The sequence below is a fragment of the Alteromonas sp. M12 genome, from assembly GCF_037478005.1.
Lineage (GTDB): Bacteria > Pseudomonadota > Gammaproteobacteria > Enterobacterales > Alteromonadaceae > Aliiglaciecola > Aliiglaciecola lipolytica_A.
This window is the reverse complement of the sequence record NZ_CP144164.1, coordinates 429,144-452,707: the sequence shown is the minus strand read 5'-3', so window position 1 is coordinate 452,707 and position 23,564 is coordinate 429,144. Positions and strand designations below refer to the sequence as shown.

At 41.7% G+C, this 23,564-nt stretch carries 24 protein-coding genes; 16 read left to right on the top strand and 8 right to left on the bottom strand.

All coding sequences use genetic code 11. The features are described from left to right. Window position 1 precedes the first annotated feature (1 nt). On the top strand, window positions 2-697 hold the full coding sequence (locus VUI23_RS01875) for a 2OG-Fe(II) oxygenase (protein ID WP_342806571.1): 696 nt from the start codon (window positions 2-4) through the stop codon (window positions 695-697). Window positions 698-718: 21 nt separating this feature from the next. Here VUI23_RS01875 and VUI23_RS01870 read toward each other — a convergent pair whose 3' ends face one another. The 4 genes from VUI23_RS01870 to VUI23_RS01855 all read right to left on the bottom strand — a co-directional run bounded on the left by VUI23_RS01870 (window position 719) and on the right by VUI23_RS01855 (window position 4,428). Then, a complete protein-coding gene (locus VUI23_RS01870; protein WP_342806569.1) occupies window positions 719-1,177 on the bottom strand; it encodes a DUF3299 domain-containing protein in 459 nt (152 codons plus the stop codon). A gap of 15 nt (window positions 1,178-1,192) precedes the next feature. Beyond that, window positions 1,193-2,455: an MFS transporter gene (locus tag VUI23_RS01865; protein WP_342806567.1), complete on the bottom strand. Its 1,263-nt coding sequence runs from the start codon at window positions 2,453-2,455 to the stop codon at window positions 1,193-1,195. Between the two features lie 137 nt (window positions 2,456-2,592). Then, window positions 2,593-3,132 (bottom strand): inorganic diphosphatase, encoded by a 540-nt coding sequence (gene ppa, locus VUI23_RS01860; protein WP_216050504.1) that lies wholly within the window; start codon window positions 3,130-3,132, stop codon window positions 2,593-2,595. Window positions 3,133-3,456: 324 nt separating this feature from the next. After that, the gene (locus VUI23_RS01855; protein ID WP_216050505.1) at window positions 3,457-4,428 is read right to left on the bottom strand and encodes a class 1 fructose-bisphosphatase; all 972 of its coding nucleotides are present in this window, start codon (window positions 4,426-4,428) and stop codon (window positions 3,457-3,459) included. Window positions 4,429-4,630: 202 nt separating this feature from the next. Here VUI23_RS01855 and mpl point away from each other — a divergent pair, with 202 nt between their 5' ends. From mpl to VUI23_RS01840, 3 genes are read left to right on the top strand one after another with little or no spacing between them, the layout of a single operon-like run. Then, window positions 4,631-5,986: a UDP-N-acetylmuramate:L-alanyl-gamma-D-glutamyl-meso-diaminopimelate ligase gene (gene mpl / locus VUI23_RS01850; RefSeq protein ID WP_342806565.1), complete on the top strand. Its 1,356-nt coding sequence runs from the start codon at window positions 4,631-4,633 to the stop codon at window positions 5,984-5,986. Continuing rightward, the gene (locus VUI23_RS01845) at window positions 5,976-6,590 is read left to right on the top strand and encodes a flavin prenyltransferase UbiX (RefSeq protein ID WP_216050507.1); all 615 of its coding nucleotides are present in this window, start codon (window positions 5,976-5,978) and stop codon (window positions 6,588-6,590) included. The genes mpl and VUI23_RS01845 overlap by 11 nt, the downstream gene beginning before the upstream one ends. 19 nt (window positions 6,591-6,609) lie before the next feature. Next, window positions 6,610-7,407 (top strand): S1/P1 nuclease, encoded by a 798-nt coding sequence (locus VUI23_RS01840; protein WP_342806563.1) that lies wholly within the window; start codon window positions 6,610-6,612, stop codon window positions 7,405-7,407. Window positions 7,408-7,494: 87 nt separating this feature from the next. On the opposite strand, the gene rraA is transcribed toward VUI23_RS01840, so the two are convergent. After that, window positions 7,495-7,980: a ribonuclease E activity regulator RraA gene (gene rraA, locus VUI23_RS01835; protein WP_216050592.1), complete on the bottom strand. Its 486-nt coding sequence runs from the start codon at window positions 7,978-7,980 to the stop codon at window positions 7,495-7,497. A gap of 196 nt (window positions 7,981-8,176) precedes the next feature. Here rraA and VUI23_RS01830 point away from each other — a divergent pair, with 196 nt between their 5' ends. The 8 genes from VUI23_RS01830 (at window position 8,177) to VUI23_RS01795 (ending at window position 15,187) form a co-directional block, all read left to right on the top strand. After that, the gene (locus VUI23_RS01830; RefSeq protein WP_216050509.1) at window positions 8,177-8,689 is read left to right on the top strand and encodes a phosphatase PAP2 family protein; all 513 of its coding nucleotides are present in this window, start codon (window positions 8,177-8,179) and stop codon (window positions 8,687-8,689) included. Between the two features lie 9 nt (window positions 8,690-8,698). Beyond that, window positions 8,699-9,763, top strand: coding sequence for an MJ1255/VC2487 family glycosyltransferase (locus VUI23_RS01825; RefSeq protein WP_342806561.1), 1,065 nt, complete (start codon window positions 8,699-8,701; stop codon window positions 9,761-9,763). Window positions 9,764-10,435: 672 nt separating this feature from the next. Further along, window positions 10,436-10,594 carry a hypothetical protein gene (locus VUI23_RS01820; RefSeq protein ID WP_216050511.1) on the top strand — a complete coding sequence of 53 codons (159 nt, stop codon included), beginning with the start codon at window positions 10,436-10,438 and terminating at the stop codon, window positions 10,592-10,594. Beyond that, window positions 10,595-11,845 (top strand): diaminopimelate decarboxylase, encoded by a 1,251-nt coding sequence (lysA, locus tag VUI23_RS01815; RefSeq protein WP_216050512.1) that lies wholly within the window; start codon window positions 10,595-10,597, stop codon window positions 11,843-11,845. 131 nt (window positions 11,846-11,976) lie between these two features. Then, window positions 11,977-12,807 (top strand): diaminopimelate epimerase, encoded by an 831-nt coding sequence (dapF, locus tag VUI23_RS01810; protein WP_216050513.1) that lies wholly within the window; start codon window positions 11,977-11,979, stop codon window positions 12,805-12,807. Then, complete coding sequence (locus VUI23_RS01805; protein ID WP_216050514.1) at window positions 12,804-13,502, top strand: DUF484 family protein; 699 nt, start codon at window positions 12,804-12,806, stop codon at window positions 13,500-13,502. The genes dapF and VUI23_RS01805 overlap by 4 nt, the downstream gene beginning before the upstream one ends. Window positions 13,503-13,504: 2 nt before the next feature. Beyond that, complete coding sequence (gene xerC / locus VUI23_RS01800; RefSeq protein ID WP_342806559.1) at window positions 13,505-14,401, top strand: tyrosine recombinase XerC; 897 nt, start codon at window positions 13,505-13,507, stop codon at window positions 14,399-14,401. A 63-nt stretch (window positions 14,402-14,464) separates the two neighbouring features. Then, the gene (locus VUI23_RS01795) at window positions 14,465-15,187 is read left to right on the top strand and encodes an HAD-IA family hydrolase (protein ID WP_342806557.1); all 723 of its coding nucleotides are present in this window, start codon (window positions 14,465-14,467) and stop codon (window positions 15,185-15,187) included. Window positions 15,188-15,441: 254 nt separating this feature from the next. Here the strand turns inward: VUI23_RS01795 and cysE are convergent, their stop codons facing one another. Further along, window positions 15,442-16,224 carry a serine O-acetyltransferase gene (gene cysE / locus VUI23_RS01790; protein ID WP_216050517.1) on the bottom strand — a complete coding sequence of 261 codons (783 nt, stop codon included), beginning with the start codon at window positions 16,222-16,224 and terminating at the stop codon, window positions 15,442-15,444. A gap of 216 nt (window positions 16,225-16,440) precedes the next feature. On the opposite strand from cysE, the gene uvrD reads away from it, so the two are divergent. Next, window positions 16,441-18,609, top strand: coding sequence for a DNA helicase II (gene uvrD / locus VUI23_RS01785; protein WP_342806555.1), 2,169 nt, complete (start codon window positions 16,441-16,443; stop codon window positions 18,607-18,609). 17 nt (window positions 18,610-18,626) lie between these two features. After that, a complete protein-coding gene (locus tag VUI23_RS01780; RefSeq protein WP_342806553.1) occupies window positions 18,627-19,871 on the top strand; it encodes a diguanylate cyclase in 1,245 nt (414 codons plus the stop codon). Between the two features lie 15 nt (window positions 19,872-19,886). On the opposite strand, the gene rarD is transcribed toward VUI23_RS01780, so the two are convergent. Then, on the bottom strand, window positions 19,887-20,786 hold the full coding sequence (rarD, locus tag VUI23_RS01775; RefSeq protein WP_342806551.1) for an EamA family transporter RarD: 900 nt from the start codon (window positions 20,784-20,786) through the stop codon (window positions 19,887-19,889). 287 nt (window positions 20,787-21,073) lie between these two features. Further along, window positions 21,074-21,529 carry a DUF3010 family protein gene (locus VUI23_RS01770; protein ID WP_342806549.1) on the bottom strand — a complete coding sequence of 152 codons (456 nt, stop codon included), beginning with the start codon at window positions 21,527-21,529 and terminating at the stop codon, window positions 21,074-21,076. Between the two features lie 316 nt (window positions 21,530-21,845). Between VUI23_RS01770 and VUI23_RS01765 the strand changes: the two genes are divergently transcribed. Further along, the gene (locus VUI23_RS01765; protein ID WP_216050522.1) at window positions 21,846-22,223 is read left to right on the top strand and encodes a hypothetical protein; all 378 of its coding nucleotides are present in this window, start codon (window positions 21,846-21,848) and stop codon (window positions 22,221-22,223) included. A gap of 1 nt (window position 22,224) precedes the next feature. Beyond that, window positions 22,225-23,556 (top strand): AarF/ABC1/UbiB kinase family protein, encoded by a 1,332-nt coding sequence (locus VUI23_RS01760; protein WP_342806547.1) that lies wholly within the window; start codon window positions 22,225-22,227, stop codon window positions 23,554-23,556. Window positions 23,557-23,564: the final 8 nt, after the last annotated feature.

Sequence of the window (23,564 nt, the reverse complement as noted above, 5' to 3'; positions counted from 1 at the left end):
AGTGACAGATTTTATTGAAGTAATTGATGATGTATTGCCGCAGAAGTTGTGCCGCGGATTCATCCAGCGTTTCGAAAACAGCAAAAATATTCAGCCAGGTCGCACTGGCGGCGGTGTTGATACTGATAAAAAGCTCAGTAAAGATGTATCGATAGTACAACATCCTGAATTTCAGCCTGAATATCAAGCGATGCTGCCATTGTTATCTCAGCAATTAATGAATTACTTTGAAAAACATTTTTTTGCACTGATCGGCCCAATTGGTTTAACGGTGCAAGATCCCAGCAGCGGCCAACCAGTAAAGTTAACCCAAGAAAATTTCGAAACAGTGGGTAAACCGAACTTACAAAACTTGGTGCAATACCTATTTCGAATTGGTGACATCAACGCACAAAAATACCAAAAGAACAAAGGTGGATATCCATACTGGCACTCAGAAGTTTATCCACAAGCTGGTAATAATGACGCCCTGCATCGTATCTTATTGTTTATGTTTTATCTAAATGATGTGGATGAAGGCGGCACCACGGATTTTTATTATCAAAATAGATCTGTACAACCCAAAGCCGGTAGAATGGTGATTGCTCCTGCTTATTTTACCCATACCCATAGAGGCTCAGTGCCTGTTTCCAACGATAAATACATTCTCACCTCTTGGGTGTTATTTAATCCGGCAGAGCGCATCTACACGGCTTAAAAGTTCAAACGCTTATTTTATTTAGCCGTCGTAAGGTAATACCGATTGTCCCTTCAAGGTATACCCTACTGTTGCAATCTCGCCACTCCAACCTTCTGTTGTTAAGGTGCCGACTACCCAAACCACATCAGTTAATGCCATCGCTGGCACGCCCTCTGGAATTTTCACGTAAACAATTTGATTAGGTGGTGGCGGCGGTACATGGATACAAGCACCAAAAAAAGGAACCAATAAAAACTCAGTAATATTGTCTTGATCACCTTCAAGAGGAACGACAAATCCGGGTATTTTCACTTCCATATTGTTGAATTTGGTCACCACAGGCGCAGATAGATTTTGCTGACCGGTAGTCAAAGCGTGATCAATGTCTACAGGCGGTGCGACATAATTGGCAGGCACTAAATCTTCCCAAAACACTTCTGTGGGTTCGCTATAAGCAGAGGTTGTTATAAAAAGCAGAGTAAGTAATAGAGCTCGCATAAATTTAGTTAGTCCTTAGATAGTGGGCTTAATGTTGGCTGATTCTTCAGATATCGCAGATGCAGCAGAAATGTCTGGCGCTTGATAAGGATGATTTGCCCAACAAAAAGGGTTCTTTCTTACTTCGTTTCCTGCATCAGGTGCATCTGGAATATTCAATGCCAACAGCAATGAACACACAGCAAAACTTGCACCAATAAAGAATACTAAAGTAGGCGAAGTAAGCCAAACAATACCTAATAAAGCGGGTATAACCACAGCCGCAATGTGATTAATCGTAAAACTCACCCCTGCTGTGGATGCAATGTCCCGTGGATCAGCAATCTTTTGAAAATAAGTTTTCATGGCTATCGCCATGGCAAAAAACAGGTGATCAATAACATACAAAGCAGCGGCCCATTGTGAACTTGTCACTAAGGCGTAACTCACAAAAATCACAATTAAGCCAATGTACTCCACGGTTAAAGCCTTGCGCTCCCCTACTTTCGCAATCCATCGACCAATTTTACTGGCAAACAACAGGTTAAATACGTAATTGATAATAAATAGCAGGCTAATTTCACCCACGCTGTATCCAAATTTTTCGACCATCATAAATGACGCAAAAACCATGAATATTTGTCGACGAGCACCGCTAAAGAAGGTTAAACAATAATATAACCAGTAGCGTTTGCGCAGAAACATATGTTTGTGTTGTATAGAAGGTTGCTTAAACTGTGCGAAGAAAGCCCATAGAAACAGAACAATGACTAAACCTAATCCACCAGCTAGCATGTACATGGTTTGATAGCTTATACCCACGTAATCCATTAACAACCAAATACTGCCGTAAGCAAACAATGATGCGAAGCTTTTAACAGCTAATTGTTGCCCCATAAAATGCGCAGTTTTTTCTTTTCCAAGCCACTGCAACGTCAGCGATTGGTTCATGGTTTCAAAATAATGGAAGCCAACTGACATGATCACCGTGGTGCAATACAAACCTATCTCAAAGGGAAAAAAGCCTGTCATTGCGACACCGACACACATAGCTGCGAGTGAAAGCATTGCCAAAGTTTGTTCTTTAATTACTAACAATAAAAACACGGCGGTAAAGGCCAGAAACCCCGGTACTTCTCGCAAGCTTTGTAGCATGCCAATTTCGGCACCTGTAAACTGGGCTTTTTCAACCACAAAATTATTCAGAAGAGCATTCCACACCGAAAATACTAAAGGCATAACAAACGCCATCGCCAACAATAGTAATTGAGGATTATTTCGAATCGAATTGAGCTTCATGATGTTGTGCTTTAGCCATTTACGGGAATAATAAAGAATGGCAAGTTTACAGCAGTTTGCAGAAAAATGCTTTGCTCAGAAACAAGCAAAAAAAAAGGGCTAACCTAAAGTTAACCCTTTTCTAAATTTGCTTGGTACTAAGCTTTTTCTTCAGTTTGGTAGCGTTTTACGCTATCAACGATTTCAGCTTTAGCATCTTCACAATTTCCCCATCCTTCGATTTTCACCCATTTGTTAGGTTCTAAATCTTTATAATGGGCAAAGAAATGCTCAATTTGTTGCTTAGTCAATTCAGGCACCTGATCGATTTCTTTTACTTCACGATAGATGGTAGAAAGCTTATCAATTGGCACAGCCAATACTTTAGCATCTTCACCTGACTCATCAGTCATCTTCAAAACACCTACAGGTCTACACTTGATGACTGAGCCAGCCAATAAAGGAAACGGTGTCATCACCAAAACGTCAACAGGGTCGCCATCAAGAGAAAGCGTCTGTGGCACGTAACCATAGTTAGTTGGATAATGCATACAAGTTGCCATGAAGCGGTCAACAAAGATGGCGCCAGTGTCTTTATCTACTTCATATTTTACTGGGTCAGCGTGGGCTGGGATTTCGATGATGACATTTACTTCATCTGGCAAGTTTTTACCTGCTGGAACAGCATTTAAGCTCATTGATTCATACCTATAAGTTGATTTAACGTGAATATTGGCAATTATAAAGACTTCCAGTGCAAGATGAAATCGCTACCTTGGTCTTATTAAGGTTGTTTTAAAGTATTATGCGCAATTATTTAGCAAAAGTGTGTACTTTTGTGTCTTCAATAGCGATTTCATCGCCAAACGACAACTTACCTGCAAATCACCAGTGCCTAGTTCACTTTAAGATTAAAAATAAAGCAGACCGGATTCAGCTAATATCGCCCATAAAAAAGGGCGTAAGTTTTTATCCTACGCCCTGATTTGGAATTGCCTATAGAAACAAATCTATTACTTAGATTATTTTGAGTAATAGGTAATACAAGTTTCCACTTCTTCTTTAGAGCCCATAATAACTGGAACACGTTGGTGAATTTCTTCTGGCATAACTTCCAAGATTCGTCTGTCACCTGTTGTGGCAGCACCACCGGCCTGTTCAATTAGAAATGACATGGGATTTGCTTCATATAATAAACGCAATTTTCCCGGTATTTTTGGATTACGTTTATCAAATGGATAAGCAAAAAGGCCACCACGAGAAAGGATACGGTGAATATCACCAACCATTGCGCCAACCCAACGCATATTGAAGTTTTTACCTCTAGGGCCTTCATCACCAGCAATCAAGTCGTTAATATAATTTTGCATAGGTTCTTCCCAGTGACGCTGGTTAGAACTATTAATGGAAAACTCTTTAGTTTGCTCAGGTACCTCTACGTTAGCTTCTGTTAATAGGAAGCCTCCGTGGGTTTTATCCAGAGTATAAATGTGAGTACCGCGACCAGTGCTCATTGCCAACATGGTAGACGGGCCGTAAAGCACATATCCAGCAGCCACAATCTGCGTTCCAGGTTGCAAGAAAGCAGAAGGATCATCTGGGTCCATCCATTGTGGTGCATGGGTAATTGAGAAAATTGTACCTATCAAACTATTGATATCTGTATTTGATGAACCATCAAGAGGATCAAAACTGACCAAATACTTACCTTCAGGGTGGCACCCTACAACGTCATCTTCTTCCTCGGAAGAAATTGCTTTTACATAACCCGACTCTTTTAAGATATCTTTTAAGATTTGGTTAGAAATAACGTCCAGTTTCTTTTGCGTTTCGCCTTGAACGTTTTCACTTAACAAAGAGCCCAACACTCCCGCTAGTGCGCCCTGACTAACCCTAAAAGAAATTTCCTTGCAACCTGCTAATAATGTGCGGATCAACAATATTAGCTCCATTGGAGCGCCGTCTTCTTGCAATTGTGAATTGAGTCGTTTCATTCTTGTGAAAGCCTATTTTTAGATTGTATAAGGGACATGGTTTAGACAGTAATTGTTACTAATCATAGAACACATTGATAAAGTGTACCTTTATTAAACACAAAACTCAGCACAAAAAACAACAAGTTAAAATTAATATCCATTTGTTGGCATTCGAATCTCTGTTAACCTTACGAAAATTTTTTTTCAAAAAACCAAAGTTATGCATATTCATATTTTAGGGATTTGCGGCACCTTTATGGGTGGAATTGCCGCCATTGCCAAATCAATGGGACATCACGTAAGTGGTTCCGATGCCAATGTTTATCCGCCAATGAGCACTCAGCTAGAATCTTTAGGCATTCCACTGACCCAAGGGTTTGATCCAGCCCAGCTCAACCCAGAACCCGATGTGGTGATTATTGGTAATGCAATGTCGCGGGGAAATCCATGTGTAGAAGCGGTGTTAAATCGCAATTTAAATTATATCAGTGGGCCACAGTGGTTATCTGAAAACGTATTAAAGCAAAGATGGGTAATAGCTGCATCAGGCACCCATGGCAAGACGTCGACCGCCAGCATGATAGCGTGGGTACTCGAGTATGCAGGATTGCAACCTGGCTTTCTAATCGGCGGGGTTCCAGAAAATTTTGGAATTTCAGCTCGTTTAGGTGAATCACCATTTTTTGTTATTGAAGCAGATGAGTACGACAGTGCGTTTTTTGATAAACGTTCTAAGTTTGTGCACTACCATCCTCGTACCTTGGTGTTAAACAATTTAGAGTTCGACCACGCTGATATTTTTGAAAATTTGGCGGCGATACAAAAACAGTTTCATCATTTGATCCGAATATTGCCCGGTAATGGTTTGGCATTAGCACCGGCGAATGATGAAAATATAAAACAGGTTTTAGAACAAGGCTGTTGGACACCCGTTCAATATTTAGGCACGGATTGGCAAGTTGCAAATCAAACCGCTGATGGCAGTGAGTTTGATGTGTTATTGCAGAACAAAACTATTGGCCGGGTAAACTGGTCATTGATAGGGCAACACAATATTCACAACGGGATTATGGCCATTGCAGCGGCCCGTCATGCTGGCGTAAAGCCTGAATTGGCGATTGAAGCTTTGGCACAATTTGTTAATGCGAAAAGACGCATGGAGACCCGTGGTGTGGTAAATGACATTACCATTTATGATGATTTCGCCCACCATCCCACTGCGATTGCAACCACGATCGATGGCTTAAGAAACAAAGTCAAAGAGGCACGTATTTTTGCCGTATTAGAGCCTCGTTCAGCCACCATGAAAATGGGGGTTCATCACAGCACGCTTGCTAATTCGTGGAAAAATGCAGATCAAGTACTACTGTTTCAACCAGACAATTTAGACTGGTCTTTACAGCAACTTACCGCAGAATCAGCTGTGCCGAGCCGAGTTTATGCTAGTGTTGACGACATTATCGAAACACTAATACACGAAGTGGCACCAGGCGATCATATTCTAATAATGAGTAACGGTGGCTTTGGCGGCATTCATTCACGTTTACTGGAACAGTTGGCCCAACATGAAATTTGAAAAACGAATTACATTAGCATTCACCGGGGCATCTGGCGCACCTTACGGTTTGAGGTTACTGGAAACCTTAGTTGCAGCTAACTATCAAGTTTATTTACTCATATCTTCTGCCGCTAGAGTCGTTTTAGCGACCGAAGAAGACTTGAAAGTACCCGCCAATCCGAAAACCTGTAGTGAGTTTTTTACTAACCGTTTTGATGCTAAACCGGAACAAATAACCGTGTTTGGAAAAGACGAGTGGTTTTCTCCAGTAGCCTCCGGCTCTGCCGCCCCTAAACAAATGGTCGTGTGCCCTTGTTCAACTGGCTCACTGAGCGCTATTTCCACCGGTAAAAGTGACAACCTAATCGAACGCGCAGCAGATGTTGTGATAAAAGAAAGAGGACAATTAATTGTAGTTCCTCGGGAAATGCCACTATCCACCATTCACCTTGAACATATGCTCAAATTGTCGCAGATGGGCGTGACCATAATGCCTGCGGCGCCAGGGTTTTATCACCAACCTAAACGGATTGAAGATTTGGTCGACTTTGTGGTCGCACGGATCCTCGACCACTTAGATATTGACCAACAATTGATGCCTCGTTGGGGCTACCAAAAATAATAAAAAGAGATAGATATTTATGTCATATACCGCTTTTTTGCGTAAACATTCAAAATGGGCGCTGCTTGGAATCTGTTTATTTCAGAACAGCCAAGCCTTTGCGTGGGGGCAAACTGGTCATCGCGTCACCGCGAATATTGCGGAGCAGTATTTAAGCGCAGATGCGAAAGCAAAAATTGCAGCTATTTACCCAACCAAATCCTTAGCTGAAATATCGACCCTTGCAGATGAAATGCGCTCTGACCCTTCGGAGTTCTGGCAGAAAACTTCATCTCCTTGGCATTATGTTAGCGTCCCCGAAGGCAGCGATTATAGTGCCGCTAAACATGCCCCGTCACAAGGTGATGCTTACACGGCTTTGCTGTCATTTAGTGCGACCCTGAAAAACCCAGAAGCAACTTTGCAAGACAAACAATTAGCGCTGCATTTTATTGTCCATATTATCGGAGATTTGCATCAGCCATTACACGCTGGTGATGGCACAGACCGCGGTGGAAACGATGTCAAACTCGAGTTTTTTTGGGAAAACTCAAACCTGCACCGAGTTTGGGATAGCGGCATTATTGATAGACAACAATTGTCTTTCACAGAATGGACAAACTGGTTAACTCAAAAAATCTCACCCGAGATGGCTAAACAATGGCAAACCACTGATCCCAGAGTGTGGATCAAAGAAAGCATTCAATTGCGCAATAACATATACCCACAGGAAGAAAAATTAAGTTGGAGCTATCAATACCAACACCTACCTGAAGTTAAGCAAAGGTTGCAGATGGGTGGAGTGCGAATTGCTGCCTACTTGAATTCAATCTTGTAACCAACACCCTAACGAAGATTTATCGTAACAGCTGCCTATTCCCATTAGGCAGCTGCTAGCAAATAAGATTCACTGAATCATTCAAACTCATTCTATATCAAGCGGCTCTGGGGATAAAATAATGCCAGTGCTATCAGCATAAAGATGATCTTCAGGTAAAAAAGTGACACCACCAAAATTAACCGCTACATCAACTTCGCCGACTTGTTCAAATGCAGCGTTAACTGGAATAGACGCGACGGCATGAATACCAATATCTAATTCTTCAAGCTGATCGACTTCACGCACGCTGCCGTAACAAACAATGCCTTCCCAATCGTGCTCAATGGCAATTTGAGCCGTATTCACATCAATCAAGGCTCGACGAGTAGAACCGCCACCATCAATTAGTAAAACTTTGCCTTTTCCAGGTTGAGACAATACTTTATCAATCAATCCTTTATCTTCATGGCATTTAACGGTTGTAATCTCACCACCGTAAGAAAGCCTACCACCATAATTAACAAATAAAGGGTCGACAACATCTACACTATCAGCAAATAAATCACACAGTTCAGACGTGTTGTATTCCATCAGAATATCCAACTCAAGCATTAAAGCTCTAGATTAAGTGTTACGAGCGAGTTTGTAAAACCTTAAGATTAGTTTTCTTCACTGTCACAAATATGACTTACATCTGTCACAAAGGTTTCGTATTTTTGTCAACTAGCGTTCATACACAAGGGTTACTTTTATTCGCAATGAGTACAAAATGTAAGAGTACCTAGAGATGAATGCATTTGGCAGAGCTGATACACATATATTCCGTTGGATTTTCGGTGTAACCGCCGGTCGCGATTGCCGAATAATTAAATACATCTCAAAAAGTGGCGACGGGCACGTTTATTTGCTGTTAGGCGTGCTGTTGTGCGTTTTCGACCCCAAAGATGGGGCGATATTCCTTTACACCTCATTATTAGCCTACGCTTTAGAATTACCCATATATGTGATTTTAAAAAAATTGTTTAAGCGTCAAAGGCCTTGCGATTTAATCTACAATTTTCGCTCTCACATTACTCCTTCGGATAAATTCAGCTTACCCTCAGGCCATACCGCAGCTGCTTTTTTGATGGCATCGCTATTGGCTCACTTCTATCCCAGCGTAGCTGTTTTAGTTTATATTTGGGCAAGCTTAATTGGATTATCCAGAGTCATGCTGGGTGTCCATTATCCTAGTGACATTGTTGCCGGTGCGTTTTTAGGTATCACTATTTCAATGTTAAGTCTTTCTATCCTTGTATAAGTAGTTTTAATGAAAATATTGTATGGCGTGCAAGGCACGGGTAATGGTCACATTGCTCGGGCGCGAATCATGGCGAAAGCTTTTGCCAAACGAGATGATATTGAAGTTGACTTCATATTTAGTGGTCGCGATCCCTCCCGTTACTTCGACATGGAAGTGTTTGGCAATTATCGCACTGTGACAGGATTAACGTTCATTACCGAAAATGGCGAGGTAAATCGCTGGGAAACGCTAAAACAAGCCAATATCAGACAATTTATACGGGATGTAAAACAACTCAATGTGGCCAAATACCATGTATTACTGAATGACTTCGAGCCAGTAACAGCTTGGGCCGCCAAAATGAAAGACCTATCGTCTATATCAATTAGTCACCAAGCAGCATTTAAACATAAAGTGCCTAAACAAGGTGAAGCTTGGACCGACAGAATGCTGATGCGCACGTTCGCTCCCTGCGATGTCAATTTGGGAGTCCATTGGTATCATTTTGGCTTCCCTATTATGCCTCCATTCATCGAAGAATCTTACAGCAAGGCAACCAAAGGCGAACATGTGCTGGTCTATTTGCCGTTTGAAAATGTAGAGGCCATCAAAGCGTTACTAGAAAAGTTTCCTAACGAAAAATTTGTTTGTTACCACCCAGATATAGACGGCCCTTTTGCAACTGTAAACAGCCAATGGCGACCACTTTCTAAACAAACCTTCCAACAAGCTTTATTTGAATGTGCGGGAGTCATTGCAAATGGAGGTTTTGAGCTGTCTAGCGAATGTTTGCAATTAGGCAAAAAAATTCTGGTAAAGCCGCTGAAAAATCAATACGAACAAACATCCAACCGCGTCACACTAGAGCGCATGAACCGGTGTGACAGTATGGATAGTTTAGACCCAAACATCGTTTCAAAGTGGCTAAGTAAAGACTCACCGGAACCAATTACCTACCCAAATTCCCCAGACATACTAATCAACTGGCTACTGGAGGGGGATTACATGGATACCAAAAGACTGTGTGAGCAACTTTGGAAAATCACCCGTTTCCCAGAGTCAGTGCGCATGTCTTTAGCCAATGGCGCCTAACTCCAAATTTTGCAAATGTCGTTCAGATCAAAGTGGCTGTCCAAACATGCCCCTTTGGATGGCTGTCCTAACAAGTCCTTTTGGATGGCTGTCCAAACATGCCCCCTTTGGGTGGCTGTCCTAACATGCCCCTTTGGATGGCTGTCCTAACAAGCCTTTTGGGATGGCTGTCCTAACATGCCCTTTTGCATGGCTGTCCAAACATGCCCTTTTGGGTGGCTGTCCTAACATGCCCCTTTGGGTGGCTGTCCTAACATGCACCTTTGGGTGGCTGTCCTAACATGCCCCCTTTGGGTGGCTGTCCAAACAAGCCCCCTTTGGGTGGCTGTCCTAACATGCCCCTTTTGGACGGCTGTCCTAACATGCCCCTTTGGATGGCTGTCCTAACATGCCCCTTTGGATGGCTGTCCTAACAAGCCCCTTTGGGTGGCTGTCCTAACAAGCCCCTTTGGATGGCTGTCCTAACAAGCCCCTTTGGGTGGCTGTCCTAACAAGCCGTCCTAACAAGAAAAAGTGCGGCGTCAGTTTAATGTGACAGCGACGTAAGTGACCTTGATTTAGAGGCAATTATTAATTTATTGCATGTCTTATCCCAAATCAGGCAGTGGCAATGCTTGTTTTTTTTGCTTTTGATGAGATGATATAGCCTTTCGTAATTGTTAGGTGATATCAGTGTTCAAAAATCTGTGTTTTGCGATTCGTATGCTTTCCTTATTGGCGTTCATTTTTATCATTTCAGGTTGTGGGCTTAAGGGTGAACTAATTCATCCCACTGAGCAAAACTCACCCACCGCAGAGCAAAATTTAGATGACTCAGAGGAGCAGTCGTAGTTGGATTATTTTCAGTATCAAGACTCTACCCTTCACGCCGAAGATGTGCCGGTTCAACAGATTGCAGAGCAGTTTGGGACACCTTGTTATGTTTATTCCAGAGCAACAATAGAGCGTCACTGGCATGCTTTTGACAAAGCTGCAGGTAAGCATGCTCACCTGATTTGTTACGCGGTGAAAGCAAATTCCAATTTAGGTGTGCTTTCGGTCATGGCGAAGCTAGGCTCTGGTTTTGATATCGTCTCAAGCGGTGAATTATCTCGCGTAATTGAAGCCGGTGGTGATCCAACTAAAGTGGTATTTTCTGGAGTCGGTAAAACCGAACAAGAAATTGAATTTGCTCTGTCTAAAAACATTTTATGTTTTAACGTTGAGTCTGCTCCTGAATTAGAGCGGATCAATAAAGTTGCATCTAAACTCAATGTAGTCGCGCCAATTTCTATTCGCGTAAATCCCGATGTGGATGCTAAAACGCACCCCTATATTTCAACAGGGCTCAAAGCCAACAAATTTGGTATACCACGAGAAAACGCGGTTGCCATTTATAAGCTTGCCGCTAGCTATGAGCATTTAGAAATTAAAGGCATGGACTGTCATATTGGCTCACAACTCACCGATATAGTGCCATTCGTAGATGCACTAGACAGATTGTTATTACTGATTGATGAGCTGGCCGAACTGGGTATCACCATCAGTCACCTCGATGTCGGCGGTGGTTTAGGCGTGGCGTATAAAGATGAAACGCCGCCCCATCCCGATCAGTACGTTGAAGCACTTATGACGCGCATGCAGCAGCGCCCAGAGCTTAAGCTAATATTTGAACCTGGACGTGCGATTATGGCAAACGCAGGTATTCTCATCACCAAAGTAGAATTTATTAAACAAGGGGAAGAGAAAAACTTCGCCATAGTAGATGCCGCAATGAATGATTTAATTCGTCCAGCACTTTATTCAGCTTGGCAAAACATCATTCCTGCGGAACTGAGTACAGGCAAGCCTAAGGCAATCTATGACATCGTTGGTCCAATTTGCGAAACCGGAGATTTCATTGGTAAAGACCGAGAGCTGGAAATTGCTCCTAACGACTTGTTGGTTGTGCGCAGTGCAGGTGCTTACGGTTTTGTGATGGCGTCAAATTACAACAGCCGTTGTCGTCCAGCTGAAATAATTGTTGATAAAAACCAATTACATTTAGCACGTGAACGAGAAGTGTTATCTGACCTGTGGAAGGGTGAACACGTTATTTCGTAGCGATAACATGTAAATTAGTTACCTGAATTTACGTTGTTTTTAGTGTGTGTCGCAAATAGACTGCAAAATAGCTATTTTGGTCGCCGCATATGTAGGTTAATATAACCGTAACAAAACTTTTAGTAGTAATAATGCAAATTCAATTTTCTAAGATGCATGGTCTTGGCAACGATTTCGTCGTTATCGACAATGTCACGCAAAATGTATTTTTTTCGAAAGATAAAATTCAGCAATTGGCTGATAGAAACTTTGGCATAGGCTTCGACCAACTGTTGTTGGTTGAACCGCCTTATGATCCGGAACAAGACTTCCACTATCGTATTTTTAATGCCGATGGTTCGGAGGTTTCTCAGTGCGGCAATGGCGCAAGATGCTTTGCAAAGTTTGTAAAAATAAAGGGGTTAACTAACCGTAATAAAGTGGTGGTTAGTACTAAGTCTGGCAAAATAGTGTTGTATCTTGAAAAAGACGGCCAAGTCACCGTAAATATGGGACGCCCGATTTTCGAGCCAGCAAAGATACCTTTAAAAGCCAATAAAGAAGAAAAAATTTATTTGATTCGAGCACAAGAGCAAACCTTTATGGTTGGGTCGGTGTCAATGGGGAATCCCCATTGCGTGCTTGAAGTTGATGACGTGCAAACTGCAGATGTAGAAAACATCGGCCCATTACTTGAAACCCATGACAGATTTCCTGAAAACGTCAATGTTGGGTTCATGCAAATAATCAACGAAAATCATATAAAACTGCGAGTACACGAACGCGGAGCAGGTGAAACTTTAGCTTGTGGAACGGGTGCTTGTGCAGCAGTGGCAATTGGTCAGATTCAAGGTAAACTAAGCAAAGATGTACAAGTTGACCTACCCGGTGGTACATTAAAAATACGTTGGCAAGGTAAAGACAATGTATTAAAAATGACTGGTCCTGCGGAACATATTTTTGATGGAACCCTCATAATATGAGTGATACAGCACAACAACAGGTAAATAGGGAAATGCTAACTAATTATGAAAAAGTGGCAGACGTCGTTAGCGATAAAGACGTAAAAGACTACTTGTTAGAGAATCCTGATTTTTTTGTTGAGTATCCAGAATTGGCGGAAAAACTCGTCATTTCTCATCAACAAAAAGGCAGTATTTCTCTGGTTGAGTTGCAATCAGAACAATTACGCAAGAAAAATCGCGAATTGTCCCACAAGCTCAATCAACTCATTTCGATAGCAAAGCAAAACGAACAAATATACCGTATTTATGCAGATTTGAACCTTCAATTACTCAGTTGCCGATTTTTTAGCGAAGTCCAAGATGTACTTGAAGATGTTATGTGCCAAAAGCTACGATTATCTGCAGTCACGTTAAAATCGTTCAGCGGTGCCCATGCGTTACCAGAGATTCAACGCAAATTATTTATCGAAAAGCGTTTTAAACAAGACTGTTTTTTCTTCGGCCGCTTAAGCCAACATGAAAAGCAGTTGCTGTTCAAAGAAGGAAACGTTGAATCTGTCGCTCTTATGCTGCTAGGTGAAAAAGGCGAACTAGGCATTTTAGCCATTGGCAGTAAAGACCCAAGTCATTTCAATCCAGATATGGATACTTTACTGATAACTCAGTTGCAACAGTTCTTAAACGTACTGCTGCCAAACTTGGCTGGATATTAACCATGGACGCTCCAGCCTTAGACCACTGGCTGGAAAAATTTTTTTCGTTCATAAAATACGAAAGAAACCTTTCACCCAAAACAATAGAAAACTACCAGCGACAACTGCACTCGATAAGTGAACAGTTAGACATATCAAGTTGGTCTGAACTAACTACTCATCATATTAAATCTATTTTGAGTCAGACTAGACGCAAAAATTTAGCCCCGCGCTCAATTGCATTGCGTTTGTCTGCATTACGCACGTTTTGCCAATTTCTAGTCGCTCAGAGTGTACTCAAAACTAACCCAGCGAAAGCCGTACAAACACCTAAACTTGGCAGGCCACTGCCGAAACACTTGAATGTAGACCAAGTTGGCCAATTACTGGAAATAGATCCTGAATCAGTGTTGGCGGTGCGTGACCGAGCAATGATGGAGCTAACGTACGGTTGCGGATTACGTTTAGCCGAATTGTCTGGCTTAAACTTGCAAGACATAGTCACCAAAGGTCAAATTAGAGTATTCGGTAAAGGTCGTAAAGAGCGTGTGATACCGGTTGGTAAGACAGCCATAACTTGGTTAAATAAATGGTTGGCGGTACGCAGTCAAATGACTCCCCCTGCCGACGAACAAGCGCTGTTTGTTAGTATGCACAAACGCCGCATAAGCCACCGTCAAATTGCCAAGCGAATGCAATTATGGGCACACAAACAACATATTGACCAAAAAGTAAATCCACACAAGTTGCGACATTCTTATGCCACTCATATGTTAGAATCCAGCGGAGATTTACGCGCAGTACAAGAGCTACTAGGTCATGCGAATTTGTCGACCACCCAAGTGTATACACACTTGGATTTTCAGCATTTATCCAAGGTGTACGACAACGCACACCCTCGGTCGCGAAAAAACAAATAGTAGTCAGACTTCCAGTATTGACGAATAAAAAACATTTTAAGGTTGAAGAATAGGTATTCCTGAATGAAATTTTATCGGAATTTTTCCCCAATAAAAGCCATTAGTTTTGATTTAGATGATACGTTGTATGACAACTATCCCTTTATTATGGAAGCTGAAAGAAAGCTACTTAGCTATTTGTCTGCTAGCTACCCAAAAACATCAGAGTTTTCCTACCAAGATTGGCAACAATTCAAACTAGAACATTTACAAAGTCAACCTCAACTGGCCTCAGATATGGGGGCTTTACGCAAACATACATTACAAACAGGATTACAAAAAGCGGGTTATCAAGATCACCATCTCAGCTCCGCGGTGGATGACTGTTTTGATTTCTTTTATCACCATCGCAGTAACTTTCAAGTGAACCAAGAAATATGTGCCTTGTTGTCTAAGTTGGCTAATAAACTCCCTCTGGTTGCTATCACCAACGGTAACGTGAACCTGCAACAGATTGGTATTAGTGAGTATTTTAGCCATTGTTTTAAAGCCAATTTGGAACGGCCGATGAAGCCTCACGATGCGATGTTTACGCTGGCAAGTTCAACATTGAAAGTAGCTCCCAAAGAGATTCTACATGTGGGTGATAACTTAGAAAAAGATGTGATGGGCGCAATCAATGCGGGCATGCAAAGCGGTTGGTACGCCTACAACCGGAAAATGCATTTAACTCAAGAAAAGACCACAGTCCTTCCTCATGTTCAATTAGATGATTTGGAAGAGTTAAATTTATTGATTGAAAACTAAATACGGACAGTTCGCTCTTATAACACGAGCCTAAAGCACTCGCCTACAGATAAATAACCAAATACATTTTCGCCTTTGTAGCACGGGCTTCAGCTCTCAGTAAACAATTCAACCAATCCACGGCATAAGTACCGTGCTACTAATGTCTGTAGCACGGGCTTCAGCCCGTGGAAAAGCGATGACAAACTCGGCCTAAAACCCCCGCCTACAGGGGAATAACGAGACGCTTTATGGTCGACTTATCTGCCCAACCATTAATCTTCGTAAATATTTTGGTTCATTGTTTCACAAGGATTAGGACAACTAGGTACACCGACAATTTTCGCAGGCACTCCTGCAACTGTAACGTGCTTAGGTACGTTCTTGAGAACCACACTACCAGCACCAACTTTAGCACCTGCACCAATCTCTATATTACCGAGAATTTTGGCCCCTGCTCCCACCATGACGCCCTGGCGTACTTTAGGGTGACGATCGCCGGACTCGTTACCAGTTCCGCCTAACGTGACGGATTGTAGAATTGAAACATGATCCTCCACAACGGCTGTTTCACCAATAACAATACCAGTTGCGTGGTCAAACATTACGCCTTTGCCAATCACTGCGGCAGGGTGGATATCAACACCGAAGACTTCGGAGTTTCGACTTTGCACAAACAGGGCTAATTGCTTACGGTTTTTGGCCCATAAATAATGGGATAATCGATAAGCCTGAATCGCTTGAAAGCCTTTAAAATACAACAATACAGTGAGAATTTTATCTACTGCAGGATCTCGGGTTAACACAGCTTCAATGTCTTCGATTGCTGACTCTACAATTTCGGGACTCAATGTATAGGCTTGATCAAGCACTTCGCGAATAGCGAGCGCGGGCATAACCTCATCTTGGATTTTATTGGAAAGAATAAAGCTCAAAGACGTCTCAAAGTTGTGGTGAGCGAGAATACAAGCATGCACATAGCTGGCTAAGAGAGGTTCGCTTTCCACTAATTCTTCAGCTTCAGCTTTTAATCTCTTCCAGAAATTATCGATTGGCATCTAGTTCTCCTCAATTGAATTCTACCCAAACGTAGGGTAAGTCACTTTTGTCTTATGTTAGTTTATTAGAACGGATGTGCGGGCAAAAACGTTCAAATACAAGCTCAGTTTGCATATTGCTGGGTAAAAGTCACAAAACCAGCCCTTTCGATGTATAAAAACACAGTATAACTGATATACTTCGTCTATTAATCAATAAATTTAAATAAGCTTGTTATGGATGTATCTCGACTTTTAGACCAACTTAACGATAAACAACGTGAAGTGGTGGCAGCACCCCCGTCCGATATGTTGGTTTTAGCCGGTGCCGGAAGTGGCAAAACTCGAGTGCTTGTGCATCGTATCGCTTGGTTAATGGAAGTTGAGCAACTTGCTCCTTTTAGCATTCTTGCCGTGACATTTACCAATAAAGCAGCCAGAGAAATGCGTGGTCGAGTAGAACGTTTAATGGGTTCAGGATTGCACACTATGTGGATTGGTACCTTTCACGGACTCGCCCATCGACTGCTTAGAACTCATTTCAAAGAGGCACGCTTACCTGAGAATTTTCAGATATTGGACTCTGATGACCAGTATCGATTAGTTCGTCGGGTGATTAAATCGCTTAATTTAGATGAAAAGAATTGGCAACCTAAATCGATTCAATGGTACATCAATGGCAATAAAGACGAAGGCCTGCGACCTGAGCACATAGATACTCAGGGTGATCCAACCAAACAAACCATGAAAGACATATACCAAGCTTATCAACAAACCTGTGATCGCTCAGGCTTGGTAGATTTTGCTGAGTTATTGCTGCGCGCCCATGAATTGTGGCTGAACAACCCCGATGTACTCAGACATTACCAAAAACGTTTCCGCACAATTTTGGTCGATGAATTTCAAGACACTAACAACATCCAATATGCTTGGTTGCGCATTTTGAGCTGTGCAGACAACAACATGATGATTGTAGGTGACGATGATCAATCCATATACGGCTGGCGTGGCGCCAATGTGGAAAATATTCAGCACTTTTTGCGGGACTTTCCTAGCGCCAAGACAATTCGACTAGAACAGAACTATCGCTCAACAGGCAATATTCTCAAAGCCGCTAATGCGGTGATAGATAATAACCAAGGGCGACTAGGCAAAGACCTATGGACTGAAGATGCCGAAGGCGAAGCCATTTCTATGTATGCAGGCTTCAATGAACTGGATGAAGCTCGATTCATTGTGGCACGGATTAAGGAATGGAGCGACAAAGGTGATGCGTTAGCAGATTGTGCCATTTTGTATCGCAACAACGCTCAATCCCGGGTTATAGAAGAAGCTCTGTTACAGGAGTCGGTGGCGTATAGGATATACGGCGGATTACGCTTTTTCGAACGCCAAGAAATCAAAGATGCCCTAGCCTACCTAAGGCTGATTAATCAACCAATAGATGATGCAGCTTATGAGCGAGTTGTGAACACGCCAACTCGTGGGATTGGAGATAAAACCCTTGGATTAATTCGAGAAACAGCCCGTAATGAAGAGTTATCAATGTGGCAAGCCACCAATGACATGCTCCGTGAAAAGCGTTTTTCAGGAAGAGCTGCCACCGCACTTCAGCGCTTCGTCGAGTTAATATTGAAGTTACAAGTTGAAGTACAAGAATTTGAATTAGACCAGCAAGCTGATCATGTCATCAAAAATTCAGGCCTATTTGCTATGTATCAGGCGGAAAAAGGTGAAAAAGCCCAAGCTCGTATCGAAAACCTTGAGGAACTCGTGACCGCTTGTAAGCAATTCGAAGCCCCTGAAGAGGCTGAAAACATGACTCCCTTATCAGCGTTCCTAGCCCACGCATCATTGGAAGCAGGTGAATCACAAGCCGATGCCCACCAAGACGCCGTGCAAATGATGACAATACATTCAGCAAAAGGCTTGGAATTTCCATTAGTTTTCTTAGCCGGTGTTGAAGAAGGTATGTTCCCCAGCCAGATGAGCCATGAAGAGCCCGGGCGCTTAGAGGAAGAACGCAGACTTTGTTATGTCGGTATGACCCGTGCGATGCAAAAACTATACATGACTTATGCCGAATCAAGACGGTTATATGGTCAAGATAAATACCATACACCATCACGTTTTATCAAAGAAATTCCCAGTGAATGTATTGAGGAAGTGCGCCTGCGAACAACCGTCAGCCGCCCGATTCAAAACCGCTTTCAACCAGCAACATCGCATATGGCGTTTGAGTCTACCGGTTTTCAGCTAGGGCAACGGGTCAAACATAGTAAGTTTCAAGAAGGAACCGTTTTAAATTACGAAGGAAGCGGTGAACATGCCCGAGTTGAAGTGAATTTTGACAACATAGGGACAAAGTGGCTAATGTTGGCCTATGCTAAATTGGAAAAAATTTAAAACGAACTGAATTGCCAATGAAATTTAAGGTTCTGTTAATAGAAGATAGTGAATCAAGTGTGCGCGTGCTCAAGCGTGTCATTGGCAAAGCTAACTTAGATGTAGTGTTAGCCAATACGTTAGCTCAAGCGAAAATCATTTTTGAAACTACATCACCAGAGCTTTATTTGTGCGCGGTTGTTGGCTATTCCCTTCCCGACGCTCCTCATGGACAGGCAATTAATTTCACCATAGATGCCTTTATTCCTACCATTGTTATAACCGGTGGTGTTGAAGAGGATGTTCGCGAGAATATTTTAGCCAAACCTGTAGTTGATTATATCCCTAAGCAAAACGCACAAATGTTCGAATATCTGAGCCGGCTATTAATCAGATTAGAAAAAAACAAACAGATTGGGGTGTTATTGGTAGATAAATCTAGGCGCGATCGCAATAAGCAATCTTCATTGATAGCCCGGCATAACTTCATCACTTACGAAGCCTCAAGCGCCGAACAAGCACTAACCCTGTTACAAAGACACCCACTTATAAAATTGATGTTAGTTGAAGAACAATTGGCCGATACGACAGGGTTGGAATTAGTCTCAGAAGCCAGAAAACTTTACGATAAAGATCAATTAAGCATTATTGGTTTGTCAACGAACATGAGCGCTTCGTTATTAGCTCAATTCATAAAGAGTGGCGCGAATGATTTTTTACGAAAGCCTTATTGTCACGAAGAATTTTTTTGCAGAATCGTACAAAACGTCGAACATATCGAGCAGATAGAAGCCATTAGACAAGCGGCCAACTCAGATTATTTAACCGGACTCCCAAATCGCCGGCACTTCTTTAATAAAGTTAACAACACCATCCACCGTGGACAGGCACAAATGTCGTTAGCTTTAATCGACTTGGACAACTTCAAATTAATTAACGACTCTTTTGGCCATGACTTCGGAGATGTAGTGCTAAAAGAAGTTTCAAAGATAATTGTTCGCCACTTTTCATCTTTTCACTTCTCACGTTTCGGTGGCGAAGAGTTTTGTATTTTTATGGCGAATGTCGACCATGCTCATGCAGTTGAACTGCTAAATGCTTTTCGCGAAGACGTAAGTAAAAAAATAATAAAGAGTAAAGGTATTAGCCACTCATGCACATTGAGCGTTGGAGTGACGAGCCGCGCTAGTAAAAAAATAGAGTCGATGTTAACCGTAGCTGACGAACACCTTTATAAAGCCAAGGCCCAAGGTCGCAACCGAGTGATTGGCGACCTTGACTAAAAGCAGGGATAATTGTTACCCCCCCATGCATTTCAAAGATTTACGATATGCCCGATAAGAATCAAAGCTAAAAATCACTAAAGCTAACCAAACAAATCCGAATGTGACTAAACGCGCCTCATGCAAGGGCTCGTCATACAAGTACACAGCCAAAATAAACATAATGCTAGGGCCGATATATTGGAAAAAGCCCAATGTAGAATATCGTATACGGCGAGCAGCCGCGGTAAAACATAATAAGGGTGCGGTTGTAATAATTCCTGCCCCTATTAATAATGCGTTTAGATCTGCATCATTACTGAATAGGTTACTCATTTGGGAAGCAAAAAACAGCCAATAGAAGATGGCAAATGGCAACATCATCATGGTTTCGATTAACAGTCCTGGCAAAGAATCTACTGCAACTTGCTTTCTGAGCAATCCATAAACACCAAAACTAGATGCCAGTAGCAAGGCAATCCAAGGTAGTTCCCCATAGGAAAACAGTAAGATTAAAACGCCGAAAAGTGCAATCGCCACAGCAATTTTCTGCATTCTCCGTAATCGCTCCCCTAAAAACATGCGACCTAAGAAGACATTAAGCAAAGGGTTAACATAGTAACCTAGGCTAGCATCGAGTAGATGACCATTGTTGACAGCCCAAATAAACAACAGCCAATTCCCAGCTAACAGTAATCCCGATATCAATAAAATTTTAATTACTCGTGGATTTTTTAATGCAGCTTGAACTTTTGGTAGCTGCTTTAAGGCCAATACTAAAACCACTAATAGCAGAGCAGACCAAATCACTCTATGTACGAGGATTTCTGCCGCAGGCATCACCATCAGCATTTTGAAATATAGTGGAGCAAAACCCCACATGGCATATGCAGCGACGGCGAAAATAACGCCTGCTTTCAACGATTTATCAGACATGAATTTACAACAACCAGAAAAATGAACTCGAAGTTTCGAGCGAATAATAACAAAACGTCAACAACGATTTGATTACAAAGAATTGAATATATGACGACAACCAACAATATGACACGATTTCACAATTAACATTAGGCCGCAATGCGCTTTAAAAGCCTCGGCGATATTAAATAAGCTTGCGGATATTTTATAGATCAAACCTGCAAGCAAAGAATCATTAAGATCCTCCGCGTAGATTTAATACCGACGTTTTTCGAAATCAATTTGAATCGCGAAATTGATTGATTTTATTCTACCGGTTGTTGTTCCATTCCGTACTTTTCTTTCATTAAGTAAGCGAAAGCGGTGCTAAAGGCCACTTCCTGAAACATTTTCAAACCTGTTTCTGAAAATAGCACGGGAATTGGATTACGTTTTAAAATTTCTTTGATAAACGTTGGCGCCAAAACATCGACCTTTAATTCTTCAATTAATTGAATTGCCGCTTCCATTTTAAAACCAGCCGCACTGCCTGCAAATTTGCCTTTGGTTGGACGTTCACGAATAACCACAGCGTCAATCTTGTAGTCTTCCATCAATTTTTTAAATGTAAACTGAAATTCCCGAACTTCTTCTGTAGAATCCTGTTTAGGATAAGTTAACTTGCGCGCACGGCAATCTGGAATATGAAACACTTCGTTTTCCAAAGACAACAAACATAAATTGGCTTCACTACCTTTTAGTTCAACACCGCAAATTCTCATAACTTCTCCTAAACAATACACTTTTCACAATTATACCTCATGTTTCACCAAGTTATTGCAACAAAATATCTTCCATATCGAATCTGTTTGCTGACATTCTCACCAATTTGTTCTATTTTGATTTCATAACATGGACAGGCATCATTGAATACCAACTAATATTAACGTTTATCTTGGACAGGCATGTTCGTTTATTTTGGACAGGCACGTTTGAAGTTCATTTTAGACAGCCATGTTTGTGACATTTATTACTTTATCAGTCGCCAACAAAAGTGGCTGTCCAATAACTCATATCGTTAAACCATAAGGAGCGAGTATGTTTCGCCCAACTACAGTAGTAACACTTATTCTAACCTTGTTTTCCTCGGTAACTTTTGCGGAGAACATTGAAGAAGCATCTATACGTTTGTGTGATCATATTAAAGTTTGTGTGACAGAACAGATAGGAACAACAGATGGTATCCCTCCAGAAATGCGAGTGATGATAGATGGTGTAGTGGATAATATGTGTAAAAGTATGATGGATACAAACGCGGTTAAGGGAAACATGGATTTCGAAGATTCTGCCATTGCGTGTATAGACTCAATAACAGAATTAAGTTGCGCAGATATTGAAAGTGCAGGACAAACCCCAGCCTGTTTAGCGTTCGAAAAGAAGCTGTCAGAACGCTATCCCAATCTAAAGAATAAATAAAATGACAAAAAAACCACCTTTAGAGGAAGCAAAGATACCGAAAGGTAGAGTTTCTCGATTTGCAAAAATGGGAAGTTTAGCTTCCCGGATTGCAGGGAATATGATTTCAGAGGGCGTTTCTGAGCTTGCTAAAGGTAACCGGCCAAAAGTAAAAGATCTGCTGCTGACACCGTCAAATGTCAAACGGGTAGCAGATCAACTTGCTCAAATGCGTGGCGCGGCCATGAAAGTTGGACAGTTAATTTCCATGGATGGCGGTGATGTGTTGCCCAAAGAATTATCTGATTTATTAGCTCGATTACGATCTGACGCTAAATCTATGCCTCGAGCAGAATTGATGACTGTCTTGGAATCACATTGGGGAGGTGAATGGCAATCGCAATTTATCCAATTTCAGTTGAACCCCATTGCATCTGCTTCTATTGGCCAAGTTCACAAAGCAATTGACAGTAATTTGCGACGATTAGCGATTAAGGTCCAGTATCCAGGAATTAAAGAGAGTATCAACAGCGATGTAGATAACGTCGCGAGTTTAATAAAATTATCAGGCCTTCTACCTAAGGGAATAAATATTGGACCACTTTTATCTGAAGCTAAAGCGCAATTGCACGAAGAAGCTAATTACATTTTAGAAGGTAAACGCTTAGAACAGTACGGTTCTTTATTAGGAACTGACGACAGGTTTGTAATTCCTCACTGGATGCCGGAATTAAGTAGCGAGACGGTGTTAGCCATGACTTTTTTAGATGGAGAACCAATTGAAAATCTCAGTGAAGCAAGTCAAACACTGCGAAACAAAGTCGTAAGCGACCTTTTTTCACTATTTTTCAGAGAGTTATTTGAGTTTCAACTTATTCAAACCGATCCGAATTTTGCAAATTTTTTGTATGATAACGAAGCTGAAAAGATTGTATTGTTAGATTTTGGCGCAACGAGAGAATACAACAAGTCTATGGCTCAGGCGTATCTCCAGTTAATGCAAGCTGGATATCGAAACGACAAAAATGGAGTCGCTGATAATGCGTTGGAATTAGGCTTAATGACCACTACCCTTTCAGAAAAAACACAAGTCGATATAACTGAAATGTGTTACTTATCCTGTGAGCCACTTTATTTAGAGGGGGGCTACGATTTTTCAACTAGCGATTTGTTAGATCGATTAAGGGTAATCGGCACCCAAATGAGTATAGACAAAAGCTATGTGCATACGCCCCCTGTAGATACTATTTTCTTGCACCGAAAGCTAGGTGGCTTATTTTTGTTAGCGATGAAACTCAAAGCTAAGGTAGATTTACGTTCTATATTTGAACCTTATTTGGATTATCGAATTTAAACCTACTC